The organism is Azospirillum sp. UFLA03-27 (assembly GCF_059803775.1).
Genome location: NZ_JAUQTX010000198.1, coordinates 1 through 13113, shown reverse-complemented (window position 1 = coordinate 13113; position 13113 = coordinate 1). Strand labels below are relative to the sequence as shown.

Below are 13113 nucleotides of genomic sequence, written 5' to 3'. Positions count from 1 at the left end.
GTTATAGTCTCGTGGGCTCGGAGATGTGTATAAGAGACAGGGGTTACCCCGTGGCCGGCGACACCGGTTTCGGGTGAAGGCGGCGGGTTGCGGGTGTTACAAATATCAGTCTTACCAACGGCTTCGGATGCGGGGCGGCGATGGCGGACCTCACCCTCGGCTTCGGCCTGTCGTTCCACGAGCTTTACGGGCAGGACGGGCTGGCCCGGCTCGACCGCGCCTTCCTCGCCCGGCTGTCCGATGCGGACGTGGCGCTCGCCAACCGGCTGCTCTCCGCCCGCGCCCAGCCCGATCGGCTGGAGGCCAAGGTGGAAAGCGCCCTGCTGATCGCGCTCGCCCCCCACGCCGAGGATTTCATCGGCGACCTGTTCGGCATCCGCGCCGCGCTCGACGAACTGCGCGCCCGCCACACGGAGCTGGCGCCGCTCTACACCGCCAAGCGCCTGTTCGTTCAACGCCGCGCCGCCAAGGCGGTGAAGCCGGAGGCGGTCGCCGCGCTCGACGGGGCGGAGCTGGCGGCAAGGCTGGAGGACTGGCTGGGCGGCCCGCTGACCGAGGCCGCCTTCGCCCGGCAGGTGCTGGCCTGGATGGAGGATGAGGCGGCCCACGCCGACCAGCTCGACAGCGCCGCCCAATACGCCGCCTGGGCGGTCTTCAGCGAGGCCGGGCGCGCCCGGCACGGCGGCGGCGTGCTGTTCCAGGTGCCGCACCGCACCGATCCGCAGCGTCTCGTTCCCGTGGAGACGGTGGAGCGGCACGGCGTCACCATGATGCGCCTGCCCGACGGGGCATGCCGCGAGCGCCAGGGCTTCCACCTGACCGACCCCGGCACCGATCTGGCCGGGGCGCTGGACGAGGCCAACTACTGCATCTGGTGCCACAACCAGGGCAAGGACAGCTGCTCCAAGGGGCTGCGCGACCGCAAGACCGGGGAGTTCCAGAAGAGCGCCTTCGGCGTCGCGCTGGCTGGTTGCCCCCTGGAAGAGAAGATTTCCGAGATGCACGCGCTGAAGGCGGACGGCGTGCCCATCGGGGCGCTGGCCGTGGTGGTGGTCGACAACCCGATGTGCGCGGCCACCGGCCACCGCATCTGCAACGACTGCATGAAGGCCTGCATCTATCAAAAACAGGAACCGGTGGACATCCCGCAGGCGGAGACCCGAACGCTGAAGGATGTGCTGGAGCTGCCCTGGGGCTTCGAGATCTACAGCCTGCTGACCCGCTGGAACCCGCTGGACCTGCGCCGCCCGCTGATGCGACCGGACAGCGGCTACAAGGTGCTGGTGGCCGGGCTGGGGCCGGCGGGCTTCACGCTGGCCCATCATCTGATGAACGACGGGCACACGGTGGTCGGCATCGACGGGCTGAAGATCGAGCCGCTGCCCGCCGACCTCTCCGGCGTGCTGCCGAGCGGCACGCGGGTGCCCTTCCGGCCGATCCGCGACGTGCGCGACCTCTACGACCGGTTGGACGAGCGGGTGATGGCCGGTTTCGGCGGGGTGGCCGAATACGGCATCACCGTGCGCTGGAACAAGAATTTCCTGAAGGTGATCCGGCTGCTGCTGGAGCGCCGGGCGCGCATGACGATCATCGGCGGGGTGCGCTTCGGCGGCACGCTGACCATCGACGGGGCGCTGGAGCTGGGATTCGACCACATCGCCCTGTGCATGGGGGCGGGCAAACCGACCGTCGTGCCGATGGCGAACGGGCTCGCCCGCGGGGTGCGGCAGGCCTCGGACTTCCTGATGGGGCTGCAACTGACCGGGGCGGCCAAGCCGGACAGCATCGCCAACCTCCAGGTCCGGCTGCCCATCGTGGTGATCGGCGGCGGGCTGACCGCCATCGACACGGCGACGGAGGCGCTGGCCTATTATCCGGTCCAGGTCGAGAAGTTCCTCTCCCGTTACGAGGTCCTGGGGGCCGAGCGGGGGGAGGCGGCGGTGCGCGCCCGCTGGACGCCCGACGAGGCCGACCTTGCCGACGAGTTCCTGGCCCACGCTCGCGCCATCCGGGCGGAGCGTCTGGCGGCGGGGGACGAGGGGCGCGAGCCGCGCGTCACGGCGCTGCTGCAATCCTGGGGCGGCTCGACCATCGCCTATCGACGGCGGCTGATCGACAGCCCCAGCTACACGCTGAACCACGAGGAGGTGGCGCACGGGCTGGCCGAGGGCATCCGCTTCCTGGAATGCGCCGCCCCACGCGGGGTGGAGATCGACGAATCGGGCGCCGCTCGGGCGATCCACCTCGCCATCAGCCCGGTCGGGCCGGACGGGGTGGTGGCGCCCGCCGCCGTGGACGCGCGGCTTCCCGCCCGCACCATCCTGGTCGCCGCCGGCACCCAGCCGAACACCGTCCTGGCCCGCGAGGAGCCGGAGTGGGTGGAACTGGACGGGCGCTGCTTTCGCGCCATCGACGAGGACGGCCGCCCGGTGACGCCGGAGCGGACGAGCAAGCCGGCCCAGGCGCATGTGCTGATGGCGCGGACGCCGGACGGGCGGTTCCTCAGCTTCTTCGGCGACCTGCACCCGTCCTTCGCCGGCAATGTGGTGAAGGCGATGGGCGGGGCGAAGCGCGGCTATCCGGTGGTCAGCCGCGCGCTGGCCCGCCGGGCGCCGACCTCCGTGACGCCGGAGGCGCTGGTGCGGCGCCTGAACACCGACCTGCGGCCCCTGGTGCACGGCGTGACCCGCCTGACCCCGACCATCGTGGAGGTGGTGGTGAAGGCCCCCGCCGCGGCGCGCCGTTTCGAACCCGGACAGTTCTACCGGCTGCAGAATTTCGAAACGCTGGCGCAACGGATCGGCCGGACCACGCTGGCCATGGAAGGGCTGGCCCTGACCGGCGCCTGGGTGGACAAGGACGCCGGGCTGCTCTCCCTGATCGTTCTGGAGATGGGCGGCTCATCCGACCTCTGCGCCCTGCTGAAACCCGGCGACCCGGTGGTGGTGATGGGGCCGACCGGCGCCCCGACCGAGATCCCGGAGGGCGAGACGGTGGCGCTGGTCGGCGGCGGGCTGGGCAACGCGGTGCTGTTCTCCATCGGGCAGGCCTGCCGGGCGCGCGGCAACCGGGTCGTCTACTTCGCCGGCTACAAGCGGATGGAGGATCGTTACAAGACCGAACAGATCGAGGCCGCCGCCGACCGCGTCGTCTGGTGCTGCGACGAGGCGCCGGGCTTCACGCCGTCGCGCCCCGGCGACCGGACCTTCGTCGGCAACATCGTGGAGGCCATGCGCGCCTACGCGACGGGCGATCTGGGGCCGGCGGACATCCCCCTGGAAACGGTGGACCGCATCGTCGCCATCGGCTCCGACCGCATGATGGCGGCGGTGGGGGCGGCACGGCACGGCGCGCTGAAGCCATACCTGAAGCCCGGCCACGCGGCCATCGGCTCCATCAACTCCCCCATGCAATGCATGATGAAGGAGATCTGTGCCCAGTGCCTGCAACGGCACATCGACCCGGCGACCGGCGAGGAGACGGTGGTCTTCTCCTGCTTCAACCAGGACCAGAGCCTCGACCGCGTGGATTTCGCAAACCTGAACCAGCGGCTGCGCCAGAACGCCGTCCAGGAAAAACTGACCGCCCAATGGATCGACCGCGGCCTGCGGCTGACCGGCCAGCGGAAAGGGTGAGGGGGTGGCTGGCCACCCCCATCCGCGCGATCACGCGCCCGTTGCGGTGCTGACCGCCGCCTGGGGCAGCGGCTCGGTGGAGCTTTCGAACAGGTCGGCCTCGGCGGCGCGGCGCTTCACCAGACCCGGAAGCTGCGTCTTGACGCCGTTGACCGTGGCGTAGACCCAGCGGCTGAACTGGCCGGCGGCGCCTTCGTAGTCGCCCTGGTTCAGCAGGCGCAGCAGGGTCGAGCATTGCAGGCTGCCGGCCCCCAGGTTGAACACGAAGGAGGCCAGCGCGCCGCGCTGATTCGGGTTCAGCGCGACGGTGACCAGCTTGTCCACCTGGGCGGCGGCGGAGGTCAGGTCCGACTTCAGCAGGTCGTCGGCCTGGGCGGAGGAGATGCTCTGCCCCAGTTCGACCCCGGCGGTGTGGCCGTAGCCGATGGTCGGCACCCCCGCCGGACACAGGTAGGCCTTGAGGTAAAGACCCTCGAAATGCTTCACAAGGTTGACCGCTTCTTCGCAAACCGGCGTCGTCATGATCGTCTTCCCCAGCGTGTCGTGAACGTGCATTGGCACGAACGGTTCGTGCTTGGGAAAGGGTATCCGAAGCAATAAACTCCTAAAAATGGTTTATTTATTCACATTTACCCGCATGGGGAGAGGGCTTGGCCGGGTGTCAGGTCCAGCGGAATTCCGCGGCCACCGCGCGGGCCTCCCCCGGTGTGATCAGGCGATGGGTCGCCAGCTTCACCGAATGCAGCCTGCCGTCCAGGTTGGCCTGCCAGAAATCCAGGAACCGGCGCAGCACCGGGTAGCCGGGGGCGAGATCCAACTCCTGCCAGAGATAGCTCTGCAGCAGGTGCGGGTGGTCCGGCATGTGGTACAGAATCTCCGCCGTGGTCAGGCGGTAATCGCGAAGCTGAAGCCCCAGACTGGCCATGCTCTGCCTCCGTGATGGTGGAACCGGTGGCGTCCTCGCGCTGTGCCTACGTGATTCTTTTGTGAAAGTGTGCCGTTCGCGGCTGCGGCGGGCAACAAAAATTTTTCTTCTGTTTCAATGCATTAGCAGCAAGCCATGGTGACTGCTGCCAGGAATCGCACCGATTGCCGCAACGACCCTCTTGAATCGAAACCTCAGCTCGATTAGCTGTCTGGCACTCGCCGGGGGAGAGTGCTAACAGCCCCGAGCCCGGCGCCAATCCTTTCAATAAGCCTTGATCCTGGAGGCATCCCCATGAAGTTCCGTCCGCTGCACGACCGCGTCGTCGTCAAGCGTCTGGAGTCCGACACCAAGACCAAGGGCGGGATCATCATTCCCGACACCGCGAAGGAAAAGCCCCAGGAGGGCCAGGTGGTCGCGGTTGGTCCGGGCGCCCGTGACGAGAGCGGCAAGGTCGTTGCGCTCGACGTGAAGGCCGGCGACCGCATCCTGTTCGGCAAGTGGTCGGGCACCGAGGTGAAGATCGAGGGCGAGGATTTCCTGATCATGAAGGAATCCGACATCATGGGCGTCGTCGAGGCCTGAGCCTCCGCCCGCGCTTGAGCGATCCAACCCCCCGAATTTCAAGGAAGTGAGCAATGGCTGCCAAGGAAGTTAAGTTCTCCGCCGCCGCGCGCGAGAAGATGCTGCGCGGTGTGGACATCCTCGCCGACGCCGTGAAGGTGACGCTGGGTCCGAAGGGCCGCAACGTCGTGATCGAGAAGTCTTTTGGCGCTCCGCGCATCACCAAGGACGGCGTCTCGGTCGCCAAGGAAATCGAGCTGTCGGACAAGTTCGAGAACATGGGCGCCCAGATGGTGCGTGAGGTCGCGTCGAAGACGAACGACCTGGCCGGCGACGGCACCACCACGGCGACCGTTCTGGCCCAGGCCATCGTCCGCGAGGGCGTGAAGTCGGTGGCCGCCGGCATGAACCCGATGGACCTGAAGCGCGGCATCGACCTCGCCGTCGAGACCGTCGTGAACGACATCCGCGGCCGTGCCAAGAAGGTCACGACCAACGACGAGATCGCCCAGGTCGGCACCATCTCCGCCAACGGCGAAGGCGAGATCGGCAAGATGATCGCCCAGGCCATGGAGAAGGTCGGCAACGAGGGCGTCATCACGGTGGAGGAGGCCAAGAGCCTCGAGACCGAGCTGGACGTCGTCGAGGGCATGCAGTTCGACCGCGGCTACCTGTCGCCGTACTTCATCACCAACGCCGACAAGATGATCGCGGACCTCGAGAGCCCGTTCATCCTGCTCCACGAGAAGAAGCTGTCGGGTCTGCAGGCCCTGCTGCCGGTCCTCGAGGCCGTCGTGCAGTCCTCGCGTCCGCTGCTGATCATCGCCGAGGACGTCGAGGGCGAGGCCCTGGCGACCCTGGTCGTGAACAAGCTGCGTGGCGGCCTGAAGGTCGCCGCCGTCAAGGCCCCGGGCTTCGGTGACCGCCGCAAGGCGATGCTGGAGGACATGGCCATCCTGACCGGCGGCCAGGTCATCTCCGAGGATCTCGGCATCAAGCTCGAGAACGTCACCATCGACATGCTGGGCACCGCCAAGAAGGTCGTGATCTCCAAGGAGAACACCACCATCGTCGACGGCGCCGGCTCGGCCGAGGACATCCAGGCCCGCATCGGCCAGATCAAGGCGCAGATCGAGGAGACCACCTCGGACTACGACCGCGAGAAGCTGCAGGAGCGTCTGGCGAAGCTGGCTGGCGGCGTTGCCGTCATCCGCGTCGGCGGCGCCACCGAGGTCGAGGTGAAGGAGCGCAAGGATCGCGTTGACGACGCCATGCACGCCACCCGCGCCGCGGTGGAAGAGGGTGTCGTCGCCGGCGGCGGTACCGCTCTGCTGTACGCCACCAAGGCCCTGGACGCCCTGAAGCCGATCAACGACGAGCAGCGCGTCGGCATCGAGATCATCCGCCGCGCCCTGCAGGCCCCGGTCCGTCAGATCGCCTACAACGCGGGCACCGACGGTTCGATCGTGGTCGGCAAGCTGCTGGACCAGAACGACGCCAACTTCGGCTACGATGCCCAGAAGGGTGAGTTTACCGATCTGGTCGCCGCCGGCATCATCGACCCGGTGAAGGTGGTTCGCACCGCCCTGCAGGACGCGGCCTCGATCGCCGGTCTGCTGATCACCACCGAGGCGATGATCGCCGAGAAGCCGGAGAAGAAGGCTGCTCCGGCCGGCATGCCGGGTGGCATGGACGACATGGGCGGCATGGGCTTCTAATAGCCTGCGTCGAAAAGCTCACGTCATCCACGACGTTTGCGGAAAGGGCGGTCCCTCGGGGCCGCCCTTTTCCGTTTGGGCATCTCCCTGACGGACAGGGTGCCGCCGTCCGGTGTTTTGGATTGGAACGGTTCCAAACTGGGGCCGTTGACCTCCCAACCGGACGCCCCAGAGGTGCGCCGGCACGGCTTGCTGTTCAGGGAGAAAGCGATGGCTGACCAATCGAAGACTCTGACCAACCGTCAGGGCCACCCGATCACCAACAACCAGTCCCAGCGCACCGTGGGAGCCCGCGGTCCGGCGACGCTGGAGAATTACCAGTTCCTGGAGAAGATCTCCCACTTCGACCGCGAGCGCATTCCGGAGCGCGTGGTCCATGCCCGCGGCTTCGTCTGCTACGGGGAATTCGAAGCGACGGGCAAGATCGGCGACGAGCCGGCGTCCAAATACACCCGCGCCAAGCTGTTCCAACAGGCCGGCAAAAAGACCCCGCTGGCCATCCGCTTCTCCACCGTCATCGGCGGGCGCGATTCGTCTGAGGTGGCGCGCGACCCGCGCGGCTTCGCGGTGAAATTCTACACCGAGGACGGCAACTGGGACCTCGTCGGCAACAACCTCGCAGTCTTCTTCATCCGCGACGCCATCAAGTTCCCGGACGTGATCCATTCGCTGAAGCCCGATCCGGTGACCTTCCGGCAGGAACCGAACCGCATCTTCGACTTCATGAGCCAGACGCCCGAGTCCATGCACATGCTGACGCATTTGTTCAGCCCGCGCGGGATTCCGGCCAACTACCGGCACATGGAAGGCTTCGGCGTGAACACCTACAAGATGGTGAACGCCAACGGCGACACGGTGCTGGTCAAGTACCACTTCCACCCGCGCTGCGGCGTCGCCTGCCTGACGGCGGACGAGGCGGCGAAGGTGCAGGGGCAGGATCTCGGCTCCGCCTCCAAGGATCTTTATGAGGCCATCGACCGGGGCGATTACCCGCAGTGGGATGTGTTTGTCCAGATCATGGAGGATCACGACCATCCCGAGCTGGACTGGGACCCGCTGGACGACACCAAAATCTGGCCGGAGTCGGACTTCCCCCTGCGCCATGTCGGTGTGATGACGCTGAACCGCAACGTCGAGGACGTCTTCAACGAGAACGAACAGATCGCCATGGGCACCGGCGTGCTGGTCGACGGGCTGGACTTCTCCGACGACAAGATGCTGGTCGGGCGGACCTTCTCCTACTCCGACACGCAGCGCTACCGGGTCGGCCCCAACTATCAGCAGTTGCCGATCAACCAAGCCAAGAACGCTGCGGTCGCCACCAACCTGTCGGGCGGGCAGATGTCCTACCAGCGCGATCTGGCGCCGGGGCAGAACCCGCACGTCAATTTCGAGCCGTCCATCCACAACGGCCTCAGCGAAGCCCAGCGGGAGGAACCGAACAACCCACCGGAAATCCATGGCCGCCTGACCCGCAGCGTGATCGAGCGCCGCAACGATTACGTTCAGGCACGCGCCCGCTACTGCACCATGATGGACTGGGAACGCGACGATCTGGTTCTGAACATGGGCACGCTGCTTGGCCAGTGCGAACGCGACGTCCAGGAACGGATGCTCTGGCACTTCTTCCTGGTTCATGACGATTATGGCAGCCGGGTCGCCGGCATGCTGGGCATGACCGCCGCCGACGTCGCCGGCTTGGCCCCCCTGCCCAAGCAGGTGCTGACCGACGAGGACCAGAAGCGGCTGAAGTCGCTGGGCAAGAACGGCGACACGATCGACCCGAAGGCCTGGGGCCAGTGGACCGGCTCCGTGAAGGTCCACCGCGCCACGGCGGACGAGGTGGTGAAGGGCATGCCGTCCGGTGTGCAAGGCGGCATGACCAGCCAAGCCGCCGATTAGGCGCAACCAAAAGTCATTGTTCGAGCATCGTCCCGATGGGGGCGGCGGGGCATTCCGCCGCCCCTTTTTCACGCCCGCATTAAGGATTGTTTTGAGTAGCCATAGTTTGTGTACGGACATGCGGCAAGTTGCCGCGCGACACGCCTGTCACTGGTATCACCAGAGTGGGGCATGTCACTGTCATTTTGCATCAAGGCATTAGCCAAAATATTAGAACTTCGATAAGGGAGAAGTGCGATGTCCATGCGTGCTGCCGTGTCGTTTGCGGCCATGCTGGCGGCCTCCGTCGCCACCTTCGGCGCGCCCGCGTTCGCCGCCGGGGAACCGATTTCGCCGATCGAGCCGGCGAAGATCACCAATCCCGGATTGGTTGAACTCGGCAAGAAGCTGTACTTCGATCCCCGGCTGTCCAAGTCCGGCTTCATCTCCTGCAATTCGTGCCACAACCTGTCCATGGGCGGCACCGACAACCTGAAGACCTCCATCGGCCACAACTGGCAGCAGGGTCCGATCAACTCGCCGACCGTGCTGAACTCCAGCCTGAACGTGGCGCAGTTCTGGGACGGCCGCGCGCTGACGTTGCAGGAGCAGGCCGGCGGCCCGATCGCCAACCCGGGCGAGATGGGCTCCACCCACGCCCTGGCGGTCGAGGTGCTGCGCTCCATCCCCGAATACCAGAAGGAATTCGGTGAGGTCTTCGGCGAGACCAAGATCACCATCGAGGAGGTGACCAAGGCCATCGCCGCCTTCGAGGAGACGCTGGTCACGCCGAACTCCCGCTTCGATCAGTGGCTGAAGGGCGACAAGAAGGCCCTGACCACCGTCGAGCTGGAAGGCTACGAGCTGTTCAAGGACTCGGGCTGCACCGCCTGCCACAACGGCTCGGCCGTCGGCGGCAACACCTTCCAGAAGATGGGCGTCGTCGAGCCCTACAAGACCAACAACCCCGCCGAGGGCCGCATCGCGGTGACCAAGGAGGAGGCCGACCGCTTCAACTTCAAGGTTCCGACGCTGCGCAACGTCGCGCTGACCTACCCCTACTTCCACGACGGCGAGGCCGCGACGCTGTCCGACGCCGTGGACGTCATGGGCCGCATCCAGTTGGGCAAGAAGTTCTCGCCCGATGAGAACGGCAAGATCGTCGCCTTCCTGAAGACGCTGACCGGTGACCAGCCGAGCTTCGCTCTGCCGATCCTGCCGCCGTCCACGGACAAGACGCCGAAGCCGCATCCCTTCGACTGACGGGGGCGGGTGTATCCCCTCTCCCCTCCGCTCACGCGCAAACGAAGTTTGCGCTGACGCGACAGACGGACCTTTGGTCCGCCGAAAGCGGGGAGAGGGTTTGGGTGAGGGGGGTGCGCTTGTGCCGGACGTGCCGGAAACGCGCACCCCCTCACCTGTTCAAGGTGGTTATCAGGGTATCGACATGCGGTGGGGATGGAAGACGGCGGGCGGCTTCGGGGCGCTCGCGCTGGCCGGTCTGGTGGGCGTCGTCGTCGGGGTGGTCGGCTGGGGCGGCTTCAACACCGCGATGGAAGCGACCAACAGCATGGAATTCTGCATCTCCTGCCACGAGATGCGCGACAACGTGTATGTCGAGTACAAGACCTCGCCGCACTACCAGAACGCCTCGGGCGTAAGGGCGACCTGCGCCGACTGCCACGTCCCGCGCGACTGGACGCACAAGGTGATCCGCAAGGTGCAGGCGTCGGGCGAGCTGTACCACTGGCTCATCGGCTCCATCGACAGCAAGGAGAAGTTCGAGGCCAAGCGCCACACGCTGGCACGCCGCGAATGGGACCGCATGCGGGCCACCGACAGCCAGGAATGCCGCAACTGCCATTCCTTCGGCGCCATGGACTTCCACAAGCAGACGCCGAAGGCGGCCAGCGCCATGGAAGGGGCGGAGAAGGCCGGCAAGACCTGCATCGACTGCCACAAGGGCATCGCCCACAGCTTCCCCGACGTCACCGCCGGCCATCGCCAGCTTTTCGCCGGCCTATCGGATCAGGCGAAGGCGCTGGCCCTGAAGCCCGGCGACACCGCCTACGCCCTGACCAGCCTCGCTTTGTACGGCGCGCCGCCGGCACCGGGGGCGTCCGGGGACGGCGAGATCGCCGCGGCGACTCCGGTCAAGGTCCTAACGGCGGAGGGCGGCGCCCTCAAGGTGGAAATCACCGGCTGGCAGCGCGGCAGTTCCACCCAGACGCTCTACGCCCAACCGGGCAAGCGCATCACCACGGTCAGGTTGAACGCGGCGGCGGCCGGGCAAGCGGCTGCACTGCGCACCGTCACCGATCCCGAGACCGAACAGGAGTGGACGGAGGTCCGCCTGACCGCCTGGACCGGCGCGGGCGGCTATGTGGGCACGCTCGGCGCGCTGTGGGATTACGGCGCGCGGGTCTACGACGCCAACTGCTCGCTCTGCCACACGCTGCACCCGCCGGCCGACTTCGACGCGAACGCCTGGATCGGCAAGATGAACGCCATGAAGCGGCTGACCCGGCTGGACGAGGAGGAGGGCCGCCTGCTGCTGACTTATCTGCAGAGCCATGCGAAGAACGGCGCGCGATGATCGCTGCGGCGAGAACCCGAAGCTGCTAAGAGGGGTTTTCTACCACGGGCCGGCACCGAACGCGCCGCGCCCGACGGCAGACGACCACTTGAGAAAGAGGACCCCCGCGATGTCGACTCTGCACAAACAAGCCATGGAAGCGGTGCTTCAGGCCGCCTCTCACGACATCGTCGGCACGCTCCAGGAGCGTGGCATCACCGACAAGCACAGCGAGGAGGGCGACCTCGTCGTTCTCGACGTCGCGATCCTGCACGCCTACCGCATCTTCATGCGGATCTGCGAGGAAAACGGGCTGGAGGTGGACGCGGGCTATTTCGCCGACATGGCCAACGACCTTGCCGACGAGGTGGCCCAGGAGGACGACGCGGACTGATCCGGTCCCGCGCCGCCGATTCCCGCTTCTTGAGTGCCCCGGTCCCGTCCGACCCTGCTTTTTTCCTTCGGCGAAGGCGGTGCGGACGGGACCGGTCGACATCCTTCACCCCTCGGGGGACCCGATGACCGACGCCCCTGACACTGTTTCTTCTCCCGACGCCTTCCCTCCCGATGTTGCGATCATCGGCGCCGGCCCGGCCGGGCTGATGGCGGCGGAGGTCATCGCCGCCGCGGGCCGCTCGGTCGCCGTCTTTGAGCGGATGCCCACCCCGGCGCGCAAGCTGCTGCTGGCCGGGCGCGGCGGGCTGAACCTGACCCATTCCGAACCGCTGGACGCCTTCACCGCCCGCTACGGCGCGCAGGCCCCGCTGTTCGCCGAGTTGCTGGGCGGCCTTTCCCCGGCGGACCTGCGCGATTGGGCGGCGGGGTTGGGGATCGAGACCTTCGTCGGCTCCAGCGGGCGCGTCTTTCCGGTGCAGATGAAGGCGTCCACCCTGGTCCGCGCCTGGCTGCGCCGGCTGGAGGGGCTGGGCGTCACCCTGCACACCCGCCACCGCTGGCTCGGCTGGGACGCGTCCGGCGCGCTGCGCTTCCAGCGGGGCAACGGTACCGAGACCACCGTCGCCCCGCGGGCCACTCTACTGGCGCTGGGCGGGGCGAGCTGGCCGCGCACCGGCTCCGACGGCGCCTGGACCGAGCTTCTGGCGGCGCGCGGGGTGGACATCGCGCCGCTGCGCCCGTCCAACATGGGCTTCGAGGTGCCCTGGTCCGATCACCTGCGCGAGCGCTTCGCCGGCCAGCCGGTCAAGAGCGTCGGCCTCGCCTTCGGCGACCGGCGGCTGAAGGGCGAGTTCGTCATCACCGAAACCGGCATCGAGGGCGGCGCCGTCTACGCGCTGAGCGCTGCCTTGCGCGACGCCATCGAGCGCGAGGGCTGGGCCGCCCTGACCATCGACCTGATGCCGGATCTGCCGGAGTCGGCGATTGCCAAACGGCTGCGCCGCCGCGGCGCGGAATCGCTGTCGACCTTCCTGAAGAAGTCCCTGTCGCTGACCGGCTCGCGCGCCGCTCTGCTGCGCGAGTTCACCCCGGCGTCCGAGCTGTCCGACCCGGCGGCGCTGGCCCGCCAGATCAAGGGCCTGTCGATGGTGCTGACCGGGGTGCGGCCGATCGAGCGCGCCATCTCCACCGCCGGCGGTGTCCGGCTGGGGGAGTTGGACGATACTTTGATGCTGACCCGCCTGCCGGGGTCCTTCGTCGCCGGGGAGATGCTGGATTGGGAAGCGCCGACCGGCGGCTACCTCCTCCAGGGCTGCTTCGCCATGGGCGCGCGGGCAGGGAAGGGCGTGCTGGGGTATCTGGGGGGCTGAGTTTTCGCCCCTATCGCCCTGTCTCTTATACACATCTGACGCTGCCGAC

10 protein-coding genes are annotated in these 13113 nt (G+C 67.3%); 8 read left to right on the top strand and 2 right to left on the bottom strand.

From position 1 onward, the window contains the following. The first annotated feature begins 140 nt into the window (after positions 1-140). Positions 141-3635: a pyridine nucleotide-disulfide oxidoreductase gene (locus tag Q4I23_RS23995; protein WP_498527880.1), complete on the top strand. Its 3495-nt coding sequence runs from the start codon at positions 141-143 to the stop codon at positions 3633-3635. Positions 3636-3665: 30 nt separating this feature from the next. On the opposite strand, the gene Q4I23_RS23990 is transcribed toward Q4I23_RS23995, so the two are convergent. Beyond that, the gene (locus Q4I23_RS23990) at positions 3666-4157 is read right to left on the bottom strand and encodes a lysozyme (RefSeq protein ID WP_237904449.1); all 492 of its coding nucleotides are present in this window, start codon (positions 4155-4157) and stop codon (positions 3666-3668) included. Positions 4158-4296: 139 nt separating this feature from the next. Next, positions 4297-4560, bottom strand: a complete 264-nt coding sequence (locus Q4I23_RS23985; RefSeq protein ID WP_454020376.1) for an usg protein — start codon at positions 4558-4560, stop codon at positions 4297-4299. A gap of 294 nt (positions 4561-4854) precedes the next feature. On the opposite strand from Q4I23_RS23985, the gene groES reads away from it, so the two are divergent. From groES to Q4I23_RS23950, 7 genes are all read left to right on the top strand, one after another. Continuing rightward, entirely contained in the window at positions 4855-5145 is a 291-nt protein-coding gene (groES, locus tag Q4I23_RS23980) for a co-chaperone GroES (protein ID WP_014239088.1), read from the top strand. 53 nt (positions 5146-5198) lie between these two features. Beyond that, positions 5199-6842, top strand: a complete 1644-nt coding sequence (gene groL, locus Q4I23_RS23975) for a chaperonin GroEL (protein WP_035670811.1) — start codon at positions 5199-5201, stop codon at positions 6840-6842. A 210-nt stretch (positions 6843-7052) separates the two neighbouring features. Then, positions 7053-8744 (top strand): catalase, encoded by a 1692-nt coding sequence (locus Q4I23_RS23970; RefSeq protein ID WP_498527879.1) that lies wholly within the window; start codon positions 7053-7055, stop codon positions 8742-8744. 237 nt (positions 8745-8981) lie between these two features. After that, entirely contained in the window at positions 8982-9986 is a 1005-nt protein-coding gene (locus Q4I23_RS23965) for a cytochrome-c peroxidase (protein ID WP_498527878.1), read from the top strand. A gap of 184 nt (positions 9987-10170) precedes the next feature. Then, on the top strand, positions 10171-11319 hold the full coding sequence (locus Q4I23_RS23960) for a NapC/NirT family cytochrome c (RefSeq protein ID WP_498527877.1): 1149 nt from the start codon (positions 10171-10173) through the stop codon (positions 11317-11319). Between the two features lie 109 nt (positions 11320-11428). Next, positions 11429-11692, top strand: coding sequence for a hypothetical protein (locus Q4I23_RS23955; protein WP_014239094.1), 264 nt, complete (start codon positions 11429-11431; stop codon positions 11690-11692). 124 nt (positions 11693-11816) lie between these two features. After that, the gene (locus Q4I23_RS23950; RefSeq protein WP_498527876.1) at positions 11817-13064 is read left to right on the top strand and encodes a BaiN/RdsA family NAD(P)/FAD-dependent oxidoreductase; all 1248 of its coding nucleotides are present in this window, start codon (positions 11817-11819) and stop codon (positions 13062-13064) included. Positions 13065-13113: the final 49 nt, after the last annotated feature.